This window comes from Chelatococcus sp. KU-N122, from assembly GCF_055391085.1.
Genome location: NZ_AP043981.1, coordinates 6304073 through 6321674 on the forward strand (window position 1 = coordinate 6304073; position 17602 = coordinate 6321674).

Sequence of the window (17602 nt, forward strand, 5' to 3'; positions counted from 1 at the left end):
CTACAGTTCGACCTCGATGAGATAGGGGCCGCGGTGAGCGACGCCGGCCTGGAAGGCGCGGGCGAAGCCCTCGGCCGTGTTCACCCGCTGCCCGTCGACGCCGAGGCCCTTGGCGAGGCTGACCCAGTCCAGATCGGGATTGCCGAGGCTCAGCATGTCCAGTGCCTTCGGCCCCGGATTGTCGGCGCCGACGCCCGCAAGCTCGCCGCGCAGGATGGCATAGGAGCGGTTGGACCAGATCACCGTGAGGACGTCGAGGTTCTCGCGCGCCTGGGTCCACAAGCCCTGGACCGTGTACATGCCGCTGCCGTCGGCCTGCAGCGACACCACCTTGCGGTCCGGGCAGGCGACGGCCGCGCCGACCGCCATGGGGATGCCGAGCCCGATGGCGCCGCCGGTGAGCTGCAGCCAGTCGTGCGGCGGCGCCACCGCCGTCGCCGGAAAGAAGCCGCGGCCGGTGGTGACCGACTCGTCGCAGACGATCGCCTGTTCCGGCAGCAACGCACCAATGACCTGGGCCAGCGCGCGAGCATCGAGCGCCCCCGTCGGCAGCGGTGCCGGCGCCCCTGACGGCAGATCGAGCGCCGCCGCGCGTACGCCAAGCCCGTCCGCCAGCTGCTCCAGCGCATCGTGCTGGTCTTCGTCGACGTCGGCCAGGGTGATGATCCGGCACCCGGCCGGCGTGAGCACGCTCGGCTTGTTCGGATAGGCGAAGAAGCCGACCGGCGCCCGGGCACCCACCAGTACCAGCGTCTCGACCGCTTCGAGCGTCTTCACGGCCGCGTCCACGACATAGGGCAGACGGTCGATCGGCACCCTGCCCGCGCCGCGCGCCATGCGCGCATTCGATGTCTCGGCCAGCAGCCCGGCGCCGGTCGCGTCGGCGATGCGCCGTGCCAGCCCCAGCGGCGCCTCGCGCAGCGCCTTGTCGCCCAGCAGCAGCATGCTGCGGCTGCCGCCGCGGAGCACTGCGGCCACCGCCTCGACCGTCGTTGCGGCGACCTGCCGCGGCGGCGCCGCGGCAGGGGTTCGAGCGATGCCCGAACCTTCGTTCCAAGCCGTATCGGCGGGCAGGATCAGCGTCGCCACCTGCCCGGGCGCGCTTCGGGCGGCGGCGATGGCCGCGGCCCCGTCGCCGGCGACGGCGCGCGAATCGACCGACGTGCGGACCCAGCCCGACACCGGACGTGCCAAGCTCTCGATGTCGGAGGTCAGCGGCGCGTCGAACCGCCGGTGATAGGTGGCGTGCTCGCCGACGATGTTGACGACGGGGCTGCGCGCGCGGCGCGCATTGTGCAGGTTGGCGAGGCCGTTCGAGAGGCCTGGCCCCAGGTGCAGCAATGTCGACGCGGGCTTGTCCGCCATGCGCGCATAGCCGTCAGCGGCCCCCGTGGCCACGCCTTCGAACAGGCACAGCACGCAGCGGATGCCGTCGACACGGTCGAGGGCGGCGACGAAATGCATCTCGGACGTGCCGGGATTGGTGAAGCAGACCTCTACGTCGCCCGCCACAAGCGTTCTGGCGAGGCTCTCGGCTCCGTTCATCGCTCTCTCCTAAGACGTTCGAGCTGCTGTCGTTTTGTCGGGCCTCGCGTACATAACGGGCGCCGCGGGAGCTGTCCCCTGCTGAATTTGCAGAGGCGGCCACGAGGCTTGACCGCGATCGCAGCGCGCTCCGCCGCTGCGGAAATACTACCGCTGACAACTTGGAGGCGATGAACCGTCGCGGTCGAGGATCATCGCACGTCGAGGTGCGTAGATTTGCCGCCGATCGGGAGGTTATCTGCCATGGCTCATTCCCGCGGCTTTTCAAGTTCGCCGCCGACCGCTCGGAGCCGGACTTGAAAAGCAGCGGCTGGATCGACTTCATTTCGCGGGAGCGGCCGCGGTGGTGGCAGATCGGCCTCGCCGTGCTCGGCTGCGTCGTAGGCGGCATGCTGATCCGCGTACTTTTCCAGCCGGCCCTGATCAACAGCGGGCCGTTCGTGACCTTCTTTCCCGCCATCCTCGTCGCGGCGATCTGGGGCGGCGCCCCAGCCGGGCTGGCGGTGATTCTGGCCAGCACGGTGGCGGCTGTCGTCCTCTACCGCCAGTTGGCTGCACCGGACTGGAGCTTCGTCTGGTGGGGCCCGATCAGCCTGTTCTGGATTTTCGGGGGGGTGCTCGTGGCGATCGGCAGCCTGTTTCGGCGCACGCTCATCGATCTGGAGGCCGCCCATGAGCAGGCGCAGATTCTGATCGCCGAAATGCAGCATCGCAGCAAGAATCTCCTGGCCGTGGTGCAGGCATTGGCGGTTCAGACGGCGCGCAGGGCCGAGACCGTGGCGGCCTTCGAGGCCGCCTTCACGGCCCGCCTGGGCGCCTTGTTCGAGGCGCAGACCCTCATCGCCGAACGATCGGCCGGCAACGTGCCGCTGCCGCAGCTGTTGGCGCGCGTCGTCGCATGCTTCGAGACGGACGATCGGTTCAAGCTCGCCGGTCCTCCACTGCACGTGGATCGCCAGGCGGCGACACCGCTGGCGCTGATCCTGCACGAGCTCGCCACCAACGCGATCAAGCACGGCGCCCTGGGATCTCAGCGCGGACGGGTCAGCCTGTATTGGGAGAAAGCCGGCCGGGGCGCCACCATCGAATGGAAGGAAAGCGGAGGACCGGCCGTCGCCGCCCCCGCCGCCGTCGGTTTCGGCTCACGCCTGCTGCAGAACGCGCTGCCTCAGCGCCTGGGCGAGGCCAGCCTCGTCTTCGAGGCGGACGGCGTGCGTGCGACGATCCGCCTCAAGCCCGACGCGATCGTCGCCTCTCACCTGCCGAACAACGCATGAACGACCCGGTCTCCCGGCCGAGCTCCGATCCGCGCTGCCGTCCCCGCATTCACCTCGAGGACGCTGAGCACATCCTCGCCCGAGGAGATGATCCGCGTCGATTCCGGTTCGGTGTTCTCGACGATGCGGGCGATGGTGCCGTCCTTGCGGATGAACAGCATGTCAAGCGGAATAAAGGTGTTCTTCATCCACATGGACACCGGCTCGACGGTCTTGAAGTCGAACAGCATGCCACGGTCGGCAGGCAGATAGCGGCGGAACATGAGACCCCGCTCCCGCTCATCCTCGCTGCGCATGACCTCGACCGAGAAACTATGACGGCCCGTCGCGGTGGCGACCGTCAATGGCTCGAGCGCCGCCGCACGGGCGTATCCAGCGAACGTGACCAGGCTCAGAGCGACAAGGAGCGCAAGTGCCGGGCGCAAAGGAATCGTCTTCATGGCGGGGAGCTTGGAGCAGGCAATCGGGGCGGAATTGGCGCGCCGTCAATGGGACGTCGGCGCCACGCGGTCGACGGGATGGATCTCGGATGCCATGAGCCCCTTGGGCCCGTCGCCGAAGCGGACGAAGACGATCTGGCCGGGCTTCAGCTCCATCAGGCCGTAGCGGCGCAGCGTTTCCATATGGACGAAGATGTCCGGCGTCTCGTCCCCGCGCGACACGAAGCCGAAGCCCCGCAACCGGTTGAACCATTTGACGACGGCCCGTTCGAGCCCGCTCGTCGGCACGACGGTGACATGAGTGCGCGGTTCCGCCAGCTCGTAGGGATGAACCGCGCCGTCCTCGTCCATGGAGATGATGCGGAACGCCTGCAAGCCACGCGCACGCCGGATGGCCTCGCAGACGATACGCGCGCCTTCCTTGGCCGTTTGATATCCTTCCCGGCGCAGGCAGGTGACGTGGAGAAGCACGTCGGGGCCGTCATCGGCGGTGATGAACCCGAACCCTTTGGCAACGTCGAACCACTTGATCCGGCCGGACACCTCGATCAGCTCAAGCGGTCGCCCGTCCGCATCGACCGCGCGGTCGATGTCCGCATCCGCGCCAGGTACAGTGGAGGGCCGCCGCCTGGAGCCGCCCGCCCCGAAATCGTCCGACATTCACGACCACCGTCGAATCGCGCAGCGATTCACGCACTCAGGATACCATCAGGACGTCGGGCGGAAAGCCCGAAAGGTCGGCACCAAATATAGCGTTTGATCACAACATCGGTTTGACGGACGGTGGCTTTTTCATCATCCGGGCAGCGCCGCCCGCGCCAGGACGTTACCGATGTCGTCGTTGACGACGAGATGGGCGATCGCGTCGAGCGGCGTCTCGTCGCGATTGATGATGACCAGCTTGGCTCCGTTGCGCCGCGCCAGCACCGGAAACGAGGCGGCCGGCTGGACCACGAGCGACGAGCCGATGACGAGAAACAGGTCGCAGGCGAGCGTCAGCGCCTGCGCCTTCAGCATGGCCCGCTCCGGCATCGCCTGGCCGAACGAGATCGTCGCCGATTTGACGACGCCGTCGCAGCTGACGCAGCTCGGGGGCTGGTTGCTGCCTTCGAAGCGTCGGCGCACGTCCGCCAGTTCATGCCGAAGACCGCAGTCGAGACAAGCGGCGTAGGTGCCGTTGCCGTGCAGCTCGACGATCTGTTCGCCCGGCACCCCTGAGGCCTGGTGCAGCCCATCGATGTTCTGCGTGATGATCCCGGGCATCCGGCCTTGGGCGACCAATCGGGCGAGCGCCTGATGGCCGCGACCCGGCTGCGCGCCGCCATAGATGTCGTCCATCGCGAACTTGCGTCGCCACGCCTCCATGCGCGCCGTCGGACTGGCCAGAAATTCGCTGAACTCGATCGGCTGGTTCTTGAGCCAGGGGCTTCCAGGCGAGCGGAAGTCCGGCACGCCGCACTCCGTCGAAATGCCGGCGCCGGTAAAAGCGACGATGGCCTCGGCCTCGGCGAGCATTCGCTGCAGCGCAAGAACATCGGTCGTCACGGCGTCGAGCTCGGTCGGGCGGTCAGTCACGGCAACGTCCCAATGGTCTCGTTAAGATAGGCCCGGATCGACGAGGCGCAACGGCGCCGGGGCTGCAGCCGCCCGCAATTTGGCATGGCCATATTGCAGATCACGCGCGACGCCCCTATACGTCCGCTTCCTCCTTGACCGCGCCCATCGTCTATCGGTTAGGACGCCAGCCTTTCACGCTGGAGAGAGGGGTTCGACTCCCCTTGGGCGCGCCAAATCTGGATCAAGGTGAGTCTCAGCCAACGCGAGTCGGTCGAACCGGCGCAGACGCTCGCCGGCCGCGGCGGCGCGCCTCCGCCGCTTCGGACAGGCAGCACCGCCGCGTTGACCGCCCGGCGGCCCTACCCTAGCCTGCGGCACAGCGGAGCAAGCCGCACCCGGACCCGCGGGAAGGGTAGAACCCACTTGCATCACTGAGCTGGCCATCAAGCCTTTGTGCAGCCGGATTTGCGGGTCGTCGGCAGTTCATGCACGGAGGTTGTCATGAAGCGGCTCGCCGACAAGCCGAATCTCGACCATTTGAGAAAGCAGGCGAAGAACCTGCTGACGCTCTGGAGGAGCGGCGATCCGGCCGCCATGGCCCGCATCCGCGACGCCTTGCCGTCCGCGTCGGGCCAGGACGACGGCGCGGTCGCGCGCCTCGGCCTAAGGCTTCACGATGCGCAGTCCTGCATCGCCCGCGAATACGGCTTCCCCTCCTGGACGGACCTGAAGAGCATCGTCGAGGCACGCGCCGCCCAGAGACTCGGCCATGCCAGGGGCCCGTCCGGCTGGCTTCAGCTCGTCTACGCGGCCGATATCGCGGGTGGCACGAACCGCGCCCGCCCGCGCGCGGCAGCCATGATGCTGGAGGAAGACCCCGCTCTCGTCGGCGACGACCCCTATCTCGCCTGCGCCGTGGGCAACGAGGCCGTGCTGCGCCGCGCGACAAGCGATGATCCAGGCTGGGTCGACCGGGCCGGGGGCCCGCTCAACCTGCCCCCGCTCGTCGCCGTGACGCACTCCGGCCTCCTGCGGCTACCGGCGTATCGCGACCGTCTGCACACCTGCGCCCGGCTCCTGCTCGAGGCGGGGGCCGACCCCGATCAGTCGGTTGGCAGCCGCTGGCCACCGGCCTCGCTGAGCGAGCCGTCCGACCGATTCCCACTGTCGGCACTCTACGGCGCCGCCGGCCAGAGCCACGATGCCGAGCTGACCAAGCTCCTGCTGGACGCCGGCGCGGACCCGAACGACGGCGAGTCCCTGTATCATTCGCTGGAGAGCCTCGCCTGCGCGCGGCACCTGCTGGAAGCCGGCGCGCGCATCGTCGGGACGAACGCCTTCTATCGGGTGCTCGACCTCGACAGCATCGAGGCGCTTCGGCTCCTGCTGGCGCATGGCGCCGACCCCAATGAGCCGCCGCCGGGATCGCCGACGGCCGACTGGGGCTCGCCACTGCTGTGGGCCATCCGGCGCCGGCGGTCCCGCGACCATGTCGCCGCGCTCCTGGAGGCGGGAGCCGATGCGTCCGTCCGCACGCCGGATGGCACGAGCGCGTATGTACTGGCCCTTCGGTTTGGGTTGCCGGATGTCGCGGAGCTGCTGGCCCGCGACGGCGGCGACGGCCCGCTTCCGATCGAGGACCAGTTCATCGCAGCCTGTACGCGGGGCGATGAGGACGGCGCCCGACGGCTCCTGGATCAGCGAAGCAGCCTCGTGCCCGAGCTGTCCGAAGCCGGGCGCCGCGTGCTGCCGGAAGTGGCCGCGCAAGGCTGCGGGCAGGCTGTCCGGCTGATGGTGGCACTCGGCTGGCCGATCGCGACACGGGGCGGCGACTGGAATGCGTCGGCGCTCAACCATGCGGTGTTCCGCGGCGACGCGGCGCTTACGCGGTTCCTGCTCGATCACGGCGCGAGCTGGCGCGAACAGCACGGCTTCGGCGACAATGTCTGCGGCACGCTCTCCTGGGCCTCGTGCAACGTGCCCGTCGACGGCGGCGACTGGCTCGGCTGCGCCGAGGCCCTCGTCGCCCACGGCATGCCCATGGCAAGCCCCCACCCTGACGGATCGGACGGCGTGGTCATCGACGGGCACCGCAAACGGTTCTCCGACGAGGTCACCGATTTCCTGCTCCAGGGACTGGCGACCGGTTGAGACCCTGCCCTTCGGCGTATCCTTCGCAGCGGCCGCCGCGACGTCGGCGGCTGTCAGCCGACGCCCTGCCGGGTCTGCGTCCGCAGATCCCGGCGGTTATCCACGGTGGAACGGTGGCCGACCTGCATCGCCATGGGCTAAGGATCGAATGCTACGACAACGCATAACGTATGGAGGAATGCCGCATGGACGATCTGTTCAGCCTCGAGGGAAAGGTCGCCGTCGTTACCGGGGGCTCGCGGGGCCTGGGCCTGGAGATGGTCCGCGCCTTTGCCCGGCACGGCGCCGACGTGGTCATCGCCAGTCGCAAGCTCGATGCCTGCGAAGCCGCGGCGAAGGAGGTCGAGCAGCTCGGCCGCCGGTCGCTGGCGCTGTCCATCAACGCCAGCCGCTGGGACGACATGGACCGTCTTGCCGATGCCAGCTACGACCGCTTCGGCCGTATCGACATCCTCGTCAACAACGCCGGGATGTCGCCCGCCATCCCCTCCCATGAGATGACCGAGGCGATGTTCGACAAGATCGTGTCGCTGAACTTCAAGGGGCCGTTCCGGCTGGCGTCGCTGGTGGCCAAGCGCATGGCGGACGGCGACGGCGGCTCCATCATCAACATCTCGTCGAGCGGCGCGCTGGTGCCGCTGCCGACCGTGATTCCCTATTCGGGCGCCAAGGCTGCGCTCAACGCCATGACCGTGTCGCTGGCGCGCGAATATGGCCCCAAGGTCCGCGTCAACGCCATTTCGGCCGGGCCGTTCCTGACTGACATCTCCAAGGCCTGGACCGAGGACAAGCGCACCACGTCGGACAATTCGCTGCAGCGGCCGGGGCGGCCGGAGGAGATCGTCACCACCGCGCTCTACCTGGCGAGCCCCGCCTCGAGCTTTACCACCGGAGCTATCGTGCGCTGCGACGGCGGCATGGGCTGACCCGATCGCCGCCGGCCAGGACCGGCCCTGGCGGGCCGGTCCGCCGAGGATTAACGTGCGGGGCGCGCCGCCGCCGTTCGCTCGAGCCGGAGCGCGGCGCGTTCGATCGAGGCCCGACTTGCTCCTTGCGCCCGACCTGCTCTTGCATTGGATCGCGGCCGCCCTGCTGCTGATGCTGGCTGGGCTCCTGGCGCGGGACGTTCGCGGCACGGCCCCGGGGCGTCTGGCCACACTGTTCGCGTTCGGGTCCGCCGCCTTCGCGCTCACGTCGGCGGCGGATTTCGTCGCCTGGCCGGTGCTCTGGCGTGCGCCGCTGTCGGCACTTGCCACGGGCAACGTCGTCGTCCTCTGGCTTTTTGCGCGCGCCCTCTTCGACGATGCGTTCCGGCTGCGGCCGGTGCATGGCGTCGTCTGGGCCACGCTTGCGCTTGCCGGCACCGTGCAATGCGCGGCCCCGGAGGCGCTCCGCCCTGTGCCGCTCGGGCTCATCCTCAACGTGGTGTCGCTCGTCATCATCGGCCTCGCCCTCGCGCAGACCGTGTCGAGCTGGAGCGTCGACCTGGTGGAGGGGCGACGCCGGCTGCGCCTCTTCATCGTCGGCGCTGCCGCGCTCTGCGGCGGCGCCTACGCCGTGCTGCAGCTGGTGGCGCCGGCTCAGGCCTCCGCGACCGTTTCAGCCGCGGTGCTGCTCGCCGTCGTCGTGGTCGTGTTTATCGTTCTCGTCCGGGCCGGGGACAGCGACGGCATCTTCGCCCATGCGGCGCCTGTGCCCGCCGTGCCGGCGCCGGCCGCCCCGATCGAATCGCGGCCGGATGCGGCGGACCGCAAGCTCACGGCGGCGCTCGACCGGCTGATGATGCACGACCGCATCTATCGCCAGGAGGGCCTGACCATCGGTCAGCTGGCGCTCAGGCTCGGCGTGCCCGACTACCGCCTGCGCAAGGTCATCAATCAGCACCTCGGCTACCGCAACTTCAACGCCTTCGTGAACGGCTACCGCATCGCGGAGGCCAAGGCGGCGCTCGCCGACCCGGCCCAGGCCGCCGTTCCGGTCACCACCATCGCGCTCGACGCGGGTTTCCAGTCGCTCGGCCCGTTCAACCGCGCCTTCAAGGCGGCCACCGGCGTCACGCCGACGGACTATCGCCGGGCGGCGGCCGGGTCTGGCAATGGCGCTGCGGCATCAGATCAAGTTCTTGATGTCGTGAGCTGAATTCAATTTCGGCGAGCCCTGTTCCGGTTTCGGCCGGCCGAACGCGGGAATCGGCGAGCCGGCACGCGCCGCGGCTCGTATCCGCCGTCTCCATCGCCCCGCCAGGGGTACGGAGACGAATGTGATGAGACACTGGGGGACCGCCGGCCTCGTCCTGGCCGCCGGCTTGACCTGCGCCCGGCCCACGCAAGCGTCGATGATCGACGCGCCGGCCGTTGCAACCGGCTTCGTATCGCACATCATGTGCTCGGCCGCCTTCGTGTCCGGGCTCGACCCCTACCGGGTCTACGAGGAAACGCGCCGGGTGATGCCCGGTGTCGGCCTCATCAGCTGGACCCTGTCGTCCGTGGTCGACCGTGACCGCCGTGAAGTGACCACGCGGATGCTCGGTCTGGCGGACAGCAAGGCCGTATTCCGCGACGGCATGGGATGCGCCATCGCCAACGGCAGCCTGCCGCCGGTGCGGCCGGCGTCGACGGCCCCGGTTCAGGCGGCCCTGTTGGCGGACATCGCGGGCGACGGCGTCGTAGCGCCGCAGACCCCGGCCCTCGCAGCGGCGCTCGATCGCGCCTTCGCCGAGCCGGGTGAACCGATCCGGCAGACCAAGGCGGTGGTCGTGTTGAAGGACGGCCGCATCATCGCCGAGCGCTACGCGGCAGGTTACGGCATCGCCACACCGCTTCCCGGCTGGTCCATGACCAAGTCGGTGACCAATGCGCTGATTGGTGTTCTCGTTCGCCAGGGGCGCCTCGCCATCGACGCGCCGGCGCCCGTCGCCGCTTGGAAAGCGCCAGGCGATCCGCGGGGACGGATCACCGTCGATGAGCTGCTGCGCCACACCAGCGGCCTGGCGCTGGGGAGCTCGCTGGCCGCCGACCTGGCCAGCGCCGCCGACCCGGTCAACCGCATGAAGTATATCGAACCCGACATGGCGGCGTTTGCCGAGCGCGCGGGGCTGGCAGCGGCGCCCGGAACCACGTGGGCGTACAGCGACGGCAACTACCTGATCCTGTCGCGACTCATCCGCGATGCGGTCGGAGGCCACGCAGCCGACGTCATGGCCTTCGCCCAGCGCGAGTTGTTCGGCCCGCTCGGCATGGAGCACGTCACACTCGAGTTCGACGTCAGCGGAACGCCGGAAGGTGCCAGCCAGATGCTGGCTTCTGCCCGCGCCTGGGCCCGATTCGGGCAGCTCTATCTGAACGACGGGGCGGTCGGGCCGCAGCGCATCCTGCCCGAGGGATGGCGCGCCTATTCCACGCAGCCGACGCCGGGCGCCTGGGTCGGCTACGGCGCCGGCTTCTGGACCAACCTGGACGATAGCGACGGCGCCCGCAGCCGCATCGCCTGGGGGATGCCGCGGGACGCTTTCCATGCCCGTGGCCAGTTCGGCCAGTACCTGGTCGTCATCCCGTCCGAGCGCCTGGTCATCGTCCGCCTCGGCATCTCCGGTGGCGGCGGCGATCCGGCAGGCACCTCGCGTCTGGTCGGCGACGTCGTTGCCGCGACGCACGAACGGATCAACTAAGCGTGCCAGCGCCTGGCGGGGCCTAAGGCTCCGCCTCCGCGCCTCGTGCCGGCGACGATTGCGGATCGGGCCGATGCGCCCTATTGCGACGCAGCGCGTTGCTGCCGAGCGCCTGACTCCCGGCGGCTTCGCGCCCCGCAGACGGCCGAGGAGACAGCATAGTCATGGATACGGTATTCCGCGTCGACGGCGATCGTGTGCTGGCGAGCCCCCTTGCGGCCGGGCCGTGGGATCTCTCCATGCAGCACGGCGGGGCGCCCTCCTCGCTGGCGATCTGGGCGGCGGAGCGCATGGAGACGGCGGCACCGATGCAGGTGGCGCGGCTGACGGTCGATCTCATGCGTCCGGTGCCGATCGGCGAGCTCGAGCTCAAGACCGAGGTGCTGCGCGCCGGCCGCAAGATCCAGCTCTGCGGTGTGCGGCTGCTGGCCAAGGGCGTCGAGGTCGTGCGTGCCTCGGTGCTGAAGATCCGCAAGGACGATTTGGCCCTGCCCGCGGAAGCCGCCGACGTCTCGCCGCTCGACATGCCGTTGCCGGACGCCTGTCCACCCATGGATCCGGAGAGCGGCATCGGCAACCCGTTCATCACCGGCCTCTCGGCCCGCGCCGCCAAGGGTGGCTTCCGGCAGCCCGGGCCCGGAGCGGTCTGGTTCCGCGTCGACCGCACCATCGTCGAGGGCAGCGCCGTCTCGCAGGCCATGCGCGCGGCCATCGCCGGTGACTTCTCCAACGGCGTATCCTCGGTGCTCGATTTCCGTCGCTGGACCTTCATCAACGGCGACCTCACGGTCAGCCTGGCGCGCGAGCCTGTCGGCGACTGGATCCTGCTCAATGCGGAAACCTGGCTCGGGCCAACCGGCGCCGGCATTGCCTCTGCCCGCCTGGCGGACGTGACGGGCTATTTCGGCCGCGCTGTCCAGAGCCTCGTCGTCGAGCAACGGGGCTAGAGCATGTCCCGATCAGATGGACTCATTTGATCGGGTGGACATGCTCCAGGTCTTTCATGTGGAGCGCTTCCAATCCCGTGCTGCCGCTCTCCCCAGCCTGCGCATGCAGGGACTGCGCGAGCATCGGTTGGCGCGCGCCGCCGCCCGCGACATAAGTCTGCACAGCGAACGAGCAGAAGAGAGTGGCGTCGGGGGGGAATGTTCCAGGCGAACGCAGGTTCCGGTGTGCAGCGAACGCCGATGCGCGGCCGCTCCTTCCCGCTCATGCTCGCGGCACTGGTCTCGTGCTTCACGCTGAGCCAGGCCTATCGCACGGTGCCCGGCGTCACCGCCGGCGCCATCGCGGCCGAGTTCAGCCTCAGCCAGCAGCAGGTCACCGAGTTTGCCGCCGCCTTCCACCTCGCCTTCGCGGTGATGCAGATCGGCGTCGGCGTGTCACTCGATCGGTACGGCGCCAAGCGGACTGCGTGCTGGGTGTTCTCGCTCACCGTCGTCGGTGCTCTGCTCTCGGCGCTGGCGCCCACCTACACCGTACTCGTGTTGGGCCAGGCGCTGATCGGCTTCGGCTGCGCGCCGGCGCTCCTGGCCAGCCTGGTCTTCATCGGCCGCCATGTCGGTGCCGACCGCCTGTCCGCCGTGTCGGGGCTGGTGATGTCGGTCGGCGGCATCGGCACGCTGATGACGGCCACGCCGCTCGCCTGGCTGGTCGAGATGTGGTCCTGGCGGGCCGGCTTTCTCGTCCTGGCAGCCCTGTCGGCCCTGTCGGTGCTTGCCTGCGCGCTGCTGGTCGAACGCGACCCGGAGCGGGGCGCGGATGCGGGCGAGAGCCTGGGCGCCTCGTTCCGCATGCTGTTCGCCGTCGTCACCATGCGGCAGGCGCCGGCGATTCTGATTCTCGGCGGCATCACCTACGCGGTCGTCATGGCGATCCGCAGCCTCTGGCTCGTGCCTCTATTCACGGGACGCTACGACTTCAGCCTGGTCGGCGCGGGCAACGTCGTGCTGCTGATGTCCGTCGCCATGATGTTCGGCCCGGCCCTGTTCGGGCGGCTGGATCCGGGCCCTGCGTCTCGGCGCAAGGTCATCCTCGTCTGCACGTTGGTGCTGGCGGCGCTGATCGCGGCGTTGGGGCTCTGCCCGGCGGCCACGCCGCTCGCTGCCGTCGTTCTGGCGGTGGCGATGGCGCTGCACGGCGGCTTCACCATCCTGCAATACGCGGACACGCGCACCGCCTATCCGCCCCAGTCACAGGGGCGCGCCCTGTCGGCGCTGACCATGTCGATGTTCGCAGGCGTCGCCATCGTCCAATGGCTGTCCGGCCTGGCGGCGGCGGTGGCATCGACCCACGGAGCCGATCCCGTTGTCGCGGCCTACCTCTCGCTGGCCGCCATCGCCGTCGTCGGCGCCGCCGCCTTCGCGCTGCTGCCGGGCCCGCCGCGACCGGCAAGTGACTGAAAGGAAACCCCGCTGATGCGAAACCGCATGGGTGTCACATCCTGACACTCGACTTGCTTGCACCCGGACGATACGCAGATGAGCATGGCGAATCCGGAGTTCGGATTGGAGCAGCAGCGGAGCCGGTGGCGATGGCGTTGAAAGCGGTCAAGGTGCTGGGCGCGCTCGGCATGCTCGTAGGCCTGGCGGCCTTTTCGCCGACGTCGCCAAGGCCGCTGCTGCCGTTCTGGGAGCCGTGGCTGCCGTGGGGTCACCCGGGACCGGCGATCCCGGTGTGGGACAATTCCTACGACATCATGCACTGCAAGCGGATCAGGGTGGTCAGCGAACCGATCTACACCGACGCGGCGTTCGGCCAGGCGCTGGACGCGATGATCGGCCGCACGCTCGTGCTCGGCGGTACCGATCTCTATCTGCGCAAGAACGGCCACGACTGGTCGTCGGTGACGGGCGTCGCCTATCGGTGCGGCAAGGGCCCGGCGCGCCACAAGAAGATCATCAAGTACTGATCATCCTGCGCCCGATCATCGTTTCCTCAGCAGCCCCGGTGTCCGCCCGGCGGGCGGCGAACCCTGCGTCATGACGTCCTTCGCCCGCCTCGCCGCCCCCTCCTGGACCGCTTTCCTGCGCTGGTTCGGTGCCGCAGGGGCGATGGCGCTGGTTGCGCTGTTCGGCTTCGTCGTCGCGCTCGATCCCTACGGGATCTTCGCCTCGCCCCGACGGGCGCCGTCGCCGATCATGGACCTCAATCAGCGGTTCATGTACCCGCAGATCGTCCGCAGCGGGCGCTACGACGCCGCCATCTTCGGCACATCGAGCATGCGGCTGGTCGATCCGGCGGCGTTCGGCTCGCTGCTCGGCGCCCGCTTCGCCAATCTGGGCATGAACGCGGCGACGCCCTGGGAGCAGATGCAGCTGGCATCGCTCTTCGTCCGCACGGTCAAGGAGCCCAAGTACCTGATCTTCGGGCTGGATCCCAGCTGGTGCACAGCCGACGCCGACAGCAACCGTCTGACGTTCCGCAGCTTTCCGCCGTGGCTCTACGACGAGGCAAGCCTTGCCGACGTCGGCCACGAGTTCGACCTCAAGAGCCTCGAGATCGCGACCCGGGTCGCCGCACGGCGCCTCGGCCTGGCGCGTGACCGCATTCGCGGCGACGGCTACGAGGTCTTCACCCCGCCGGAGGCATCCTACGATCTCACCCGCGCCAAGACCCATATCTGGGCCGGCAACCCCGACGTCACGCCCGTCGTGCCAGCCGCCGTGGTATCGGCCGCCGAACGGGCCGCGTGGCGCTTCCCGGCGCTCGGCTGGCTCGACGCGCTGCTGGCCCAGCTGCCGCCCACCACCAAGGTCGTGCTCGTCTTTCCGCCCGCCCATATCGCGGTGCAGCCGCGCCCCGGCTCGCGCGCCGAGGCGCACGAACAGGCCTGCAAGGCCGCCGTCGCGGAGATCGCGGCGAAGCGAGGAGCGGCGGCGGTGGATTTTCGGCTGCGCTCGCCGGTCACCACGGATGACGCGAACTTCTGGGATCCGCTGCACTACCGCGTGCCGATTGCGCAGCGCCTGATGCACAGTCTTTCGCCGATAGCAAGTGGAACTTCCGGCGGAGTTGACAGTTTCTCTCGCGTGTTGACTTATATGTCACAGCGCGAGCAATAGCGTAGGAAGACAAGACCTAATTCGGCGGGGCCTGCCTAGCGGACTGGCCCGAAGCAATGCACCGAGGGCACGTAGCGTCACCGCTCCCGGCGTCAGCCTCCCAGATCGTGGCGATCAGCACGACCCGGGGAAGGTGAACGAGACCGAAGACCGCCAGGTGATTCTCGAGCTGTGCGTATGCGCCCCGATCTATGGAGTTCGGTCCGATGCGTCCGTTCGCTCTGGTGTTTGCCGCTGCTGCGCTGATGGTCAGTCCCGCTTTCGCGACCGACCGTATTTCCCTGGCCTTCCAGGCCGAGAACCTGGCCGCCCCGGCCCCCAGATCAAGCCTCAGCCCGCCGCCGCCCTCGCCGTCCAGAAGGTCATCTCCCGGCAGATCGAGGCTGTGCGCCAGGCCGACGCCAAGGCAGCGTTCTCGGCGGTGTCGCCGAAGCTCAGGAAGCAGTTCGCGACGGATACCGCCTATCTGAAGGTGGTCAACCGGCAGTTCCCGGCCATTGCCGATGCCAGGATCGTCGCCTTCGGCGACTTGAAGAAGACCTCGTTCGGGCTGACCCAGCTGGTCGAGATCTCCGACAGCGCGGGGCAGCCGTGGATGGCCTTCTTCCTCGTCGACGAGGGCAAGCGAGGCCAGTGGCGCATCGCCAACGTGGTGATGATCAAGATTCCCACGGTAGAGGTGTAGGCCTCACGTCTCCTCGCCGCGCGCCCAGTCGCCGCGCGTCGCGGCAATGAAGTCCTCAAGCCGCCCCTCGGCGATGGCCCCGCGCAGACCCGCCATCAGCTCCTGATAATAGGCCAGATTGGCCCAGGTCAGCAGCATCATGCCGAGGATCTCGCCTGCCTTGACCAAGTGATGGAGATAGGCGCGGCTGTAGATGCGCGCCGCTTCGCAGCTCGACGTCTCGTCCAGCGGCCTCACATCGTCGGCGTGGCGGGCATTCTTCAGGTTGACCTTGCCGTAGCGCGTATAGGCGAGGCCGTGCCGACCCGCCCGGGTCGGCATCACGCAATCGAACATGTCGATGCCGCGGCTCACGGCGCCGATGATGTCGTCCGGCGTCCCGACGCCCATCAGGTAGCGTGGCCTGTCCGCCGGCAGCTCGGGCACGACGACGTCGAGCATCGCCATCATCACCTCCTGCGGCTCGCCCACGGCGAGGCCGCCGACCGCGTAGCCGTCGAAGCCCAGGTCGACCAGGGCCCGGGCGCTGGCTGTCCGCAGCTGGGGCACGTCGGCGCCCTGCACGATGCCGAACAGCGCCCGGCCCGGCACCGCCGCGAAGGCCGCCTTCGACCGCTCCGCCCAGCGCAGGCTGAGCCGCATGGCCCGCTCCGCCACCTCGGGTGAGCAGGGCATGCGGACGCATTCGTCGAGCTGCATCTGGATATCGGAGCCGAGCAGCCCCTGGATCTCGATCGATCGCTCCGGCGTCAGCTCGTAGCGGGAGCCGTCGAGATGAGACTGGAAGGTGACGCCGCGCTCGTCGAGCCGTCGCAGCTTGGCCAGCGACATCACCTGGAAGCCGCCGGAGTCCGTGAGGATCGGATGCGGCCAGTTCATGAAGCGGTGCAGGCCGCCGAGTCCCGCGATCCGCTCGGCCCCCGGCCGCAACATCAGATGGTAGACGTTGCCGAGCACCACGTCGGCGCCCAGCTCCCGCACCTGCCCGGGATACATGGCCTTGACCGTGGCGGCGGTCCCGACCGGCATGAAGGCGGGCGTGCGGATGTCGCCGCGCCCGGTGGCGATGCGCCCGGTGCGCGCCCGGCCGTCGGTCGCCGCGACCTCGAACGAGAATGGCTTCGTCACGACGCCCCTTCCGCGCGGCTCAGCAGGCACGCGTCGCCGTAGGAATAGAAGCGATAGCCGTGCGCGATGGCACGGCGATAGGCGGCCTGCATGGTGGCCAGCCCGCTGAAGGCGCTGACCAGCATGAACAGGGTGGAGCGCGGCAGGTGAAAGTTGGTCATCAGCCGGTCGACGACGCGGAAGCGGTAGCCCGGCGTGATGAACAGCGCCGTTTCGCCGGTCCAGGCCTGCAACGCGGAGCCATCCGGCGGGGCAGCGCTTTCGAGGAGGCGCAGGGACGTGGTGCCGACCGCGACAATGCGGCCGCCGGCGGCGCGTGTCCGGTTGATTGCATCCGCCGTGCCGGCCGGCAGCGTGCCCCATTCGGCGTGCATGCGATGCGCATCGGTATCGTCAGCCTTGACCGGCAGGAAGGTTCCGGCGCCCACGTGCAGCGTGACGAAGCGGTGCGCGATGCCATGCCCTGCCAGCTTGGCCAGCAGCGGTTGCGACAGGTGCAGGCCGGCGGTCGGAGCGGCGACCGCCCCCTCCTCCCTGGCGAATACGGTCTGGTAGTCGGCCAAGTCGCGCTCGTCCACTGGGCGGCGGGAGGCGATATAGGGCGGCAATGGCATGGCGCCGACCTGGTGCAGCGCCTCGTCCAGGTAGGCCCCGGAGAGATCGAAGCGCAGCCGCACCTCGCCGCCTTCGCCCTTCTCCTCGACGGTTGCATCGAGCGTGCCGAGGCGGCAGGCCGGACTGGCGCTAGCGGCGCCGAACTGCAACCGGTCGCCGGGCTCGAGCCGCTTGGCCGGGCGGGCAAAGGCGAGCCAGACGTCGGGCGCCTTGCGCAGGTGCAGCGTCGCCTCGAACCGGGCGATCTGACCGCCTCGCAGGCGCGTGCCTGCGAGACGTGCCGGGATGACCTTGGTGTCGTTGAGGATGAGAAGGTCGCCCGGGCTCAGCAGCTGAGGCAGTTCGCTCACCACCCGGTCGTCGAATCCGGGGCCGCCGGACACGACCAGCAGCCGGGCCGCTTCGCGCGGCTCGACCGGCCGCAGCGCGATCGACGCCTCCGGCAGGTCGAAATCGAACAGGTCAACCTTCAC

The 17602-nt window shown here is 69.1% G+C and carries 16 protein-coding genes and 1 tRNA gene; 11 read left to right on the forward strand and 6 right to left on the reverse strand.

Going from position 1 to position 17602, the window contains the following annotated elements; genetic code table 11:
* Positions 1–1545, reverse strand: coding sequence for an acetolactate synthase large subunit (locus ACZ5PO_RS28655; RefSeq protein ID WP_464185595.1), 1545 nt, complete (start codon positions 1543–1545; stop codon positions 1–3).
* Positions 1546–1841: 296 nt separating this feature from the next.
* Here ACZ5PO_RS28655 and ACZ5PO_RS28660 point away from each other — a divergent pair, with 296 nt between their 5' ends.
* Positions 1842–2822 (forward strand): sensor histidine kinase, encoded by a 981-nt coding sequence (locus tag ACZ5PO_RS28660; RefSeq protein ID WP_464185596.1) that lies wholly within the window; start codon positions 1842–1844, stop codon positions 2820–2822.
* Here ACZ5PO_RS28660 and ACZ5PO_RS28665 read toward each other — a convergent pair.
* The 3 genes from ACZ5PO_RS28665 to ACZ5PO_RS28675 all read right to left on the reverse strand — a co-directional run bounded on the left by ACZ5PO_RS28665 (position 2801) and on the right by ACZ5PO_RS28675 (position 4777).
* Positions 2801–3262, reverse strand: coding sequence for a DUF192 domain-containing protein (locus ACZ5PO_RS28665; RefSeq protein WP_464185597.1), 462 nt, complete (start codon positions 3260–3262; stop codon positions 2801–2803). The genes ACZ5PO_RS28660 and ACZ5PO_RS28665 overlap by 22 nt on opposite strands.
* 45 nt (positions 3263–3307) lie before the next feature.
* A complete protein-coding gene (locus ACZ5PO_RS28670; RefSeq protein ID WP_464185600.1) occupies positions 3308–3922 on the reverse strand; it encodes a cold-shock protein in 615 nt (204 codons plus the stop codon).
* A 135-nt stretch (positions 3923–4057) separates the two neighbouring features.
* Entirely contained in the window at positions 4058–4777 is a 720-nt protein-coding gene (locus ACZ5PO_RS28675; RefSeq protein WP_464197086.1) for an SIR2 family NAD-dependent protein deacylase, read from the reverse strand.
* A gap of 200 nt (positions 4778–4977) precedes the next feature.
* On the opposite strand from ACZ5PO_RS28675, the gene ACZ5PO_RS28680 reads away from it, so the two are divergent.
* The 10 genes from ACZ5PO_RS28680 (at position 4978) to ACZ5PO_RS28725 (ending at position 15386) form a co-directional block, all read left to right on the forward strand.
* Positions 4978–5052 (forward strand) — tRNA-Glu (locus tag ACZ5PO_RS28680).
* 268 nt (positions 5053–5320) lie between these two features.
* Entirely contained in the window at positions 5321–6970 is a 1650-nt protein-coding gene (locus ACZ5PO_RS28685; RefSeq protein WP_464185601.1) for a hypothetical protein, read from the forward strand.
* Between the two features lie 185 nt (positions 6971–7155).
* Complete coding sequence (locus ACZ5PO_RS28690; protein WP_464185602.1) at positions 7156–7896, forward strand: SDR family NAD(P)-dependent oxidoreductase; 741 nt, start codon at positions 7156–7158, stop codon at positions 7894–7896.
* A 172-nt stretch (positions 7897–8068) separates the two neighbouring features.
* Positions 8069–9109: a helix-turn-helix domain-containing protein gene (locus tag ACZ5PO_RS28695; protein WP_464197088.1), complete on the forward strand. Its 1041-nt coding sequence runs from the start codon at positions 8069–8071 to the stop codon at positions 9107–9109.
* Positions 9110–9233: 124 nt separating this feature from the next.
* Positions 9234–10637 (forward strand): serine hydrolase domain-containing protein, encoded by a 1404-nt coding sequence (locus tag ACZ5PO_RS28700; RefSeq protein ID WP_464185603.1) that lies wholly within the window; start codon positions 9234–9236, stop codon positions 10635–10637.
* Positions 10638–10801: 164 nt separating this feature from the next.
* Positions 10802–11584, forward strand: coding sequence for a thioesterase family protein (locus tag ACZ5PO_RS28705; RefSeq protein ID WP_464185605.1), 783 nt, complete (start codon positions 10802–10804; stop codon positions 11582–11584).
* 240 nt (positions 11585–11824) lie between these two features.
* Positions 11825–13039, forward strand: coding sequence for an MFS transporter (locus ACZ5PO_RS28710; RefSeq protein ID WP_464185606.1), 1215 nt, complete (start codon positions 11825–11827; stop codon positions 13037–13039).
* A gap of 131 nt (positions 13040–13170) precedes the next feature.
* Positions 13171–13548: a hypothetical protein gene (locus ACZ5PO_RS28715; RefSeq protein WP_464185608.1), complete on the forward strand. Its 378-nt coding sequence runs from the start codon at positions 13171–13173 to the stop codon at positions 13546–13548.
* 70 nt (positions 13549–13618) lie between these two features.
* The gene (locus ACZ5PO_RS28720; protein WP_464185610.1) at positions 13619–14701 is read left to right on the forward strand and encodes a hypothetical protein; all 1083 of its coding nucleotides are present in this window, start codon (positions 13619–13621) and stop codon (positions 14699–14701) included.
* 133 nt (positions 14702–14834) lie between these two features.
* Positions 14835–15386, forward strand: coding sequence for a DUF4864 domain-containing protein (locus ACZ5PO_RS28725; RefSeq protein ID WP_464185611.1), 552 nt, complete (start codon positions 14835–14837; stop codon positions 15384–15386).
* Between the two features lie 3 nt (positions 15387–15389).
* Here ACZ5PO_RS28725 and tgt read toward each other — a convergent pair whose 3' ends face one another.
* A complete protein-coding gene (gene tgt / locus ACZ5PO_RS28730) occupies positions 15390–16514 on the reverse strand; it encodes a tRNA guanosine(34) transglycosylase Tgt (RefSeq protein WP_464185612.1) in 1125 nt (374 codons plus the stop codon).
* Complete coding sequence (gene queA / locus ACZ5PO_RS28735) at positions 16511–17602, reverse strand: tRNA preQ1(34) S-adenosylmethionine ribosyltransferase-isomerase QueA (RefSeq protein ID WP_464185613.1); 1092 nt, start codon at positions 17600–17602, stop codon at positions 16511–16513. The genes tgt and queA overlap by 4 nt, the downstream gene beginning before the upstream one ends.

Coding starts and splice junctions, on each gene's coding strand:
- ACZ5PO_RS28655 (WP_464185595.1), bottom strand. CDS start 1,545: ATGAACGGAGCCGAGAGCCTCGCCAGAACGCTTGTGGCGGGCGACGTA.
- ACZ5PO_RS28665 (WP_464185597.1), bottom strand. CDS start 3,262: ATGAAGACGATTCCTTTGCGCCCGGCACTTGCGCTCCTTGTCGCTCTG.
- ACZ5PO_RS28670 (WP_464185600.1), bottom strand. CDS start 3,922: ATGTCGGACGATTTCGGGGCGGGCGGCTCCAGGCGGCGGCCCTCCACT.
- ACZ5PO_RS28675 (WP_464197086.1), bottom strand. CDS start 4,777: ATGCTCGCCGAGGCCGAGGCCATCGTCGCTTTTACCGGCGCCGGCATT.
- ACZ5PO_RS28685 (WP_464185601.1), top strand. CDS start 5,321: ATGAAGCGGCTCGCCGACAAGCCGAATCTCGACCATTTGAGAAAGCAG.
- ACZ5PO_RS28690 (WP_464185602.1), top strand. CDS start 7,156: ATGGACGATCTGTTCAGCCTCGAGGGAAAGGTCGCCGTCGTTACCGGG.
- ACZ5PO_RS28695 (WP_464197088.1), top strand. CDS start 8,069: ATGCTGGCTGGGCTCCTGGCGCGGGACGTTCGCGGCACGGCCCCGGGG.
- ACZ5PO_RS28700 (WP_464185603.1), top strand. CDS start 9,234: ATGAGACACTGGGGGACCGCCGGCCTCGTCCTGGCCGCCGGCTTGACC.
- ACZ5PO_RS28705 (WP_464185605.1), top strand. CDS start 10,802: ATGGATACGGTATTCCGCGTCGACGGCGATCGTGTGCTGGCGAGCCCC.
- ACZ5PO_RS28710 (WP_464185606.1), top strand. CDS start 11,825: ATGCGCGGCCGCTCCTTCCCGCTCATGCTCGCGGCACTGGTCTCGTGC.
- ACZ5PO_RS28715 (WP_464185608.1), top strand. CDS start 13,171: ATGGCGTTGAAAGCGGTCAAGGTGCTGGGCGCGCTCGGCATGCTCGTA.
- ACZ5PO_RS28720 (WP_464185610.1), top strand. CDS start 13,619: ATGACGTCCTTCGCCCGCCTCGCCGCCCCCTCCTGGACCGCTTTCCTG.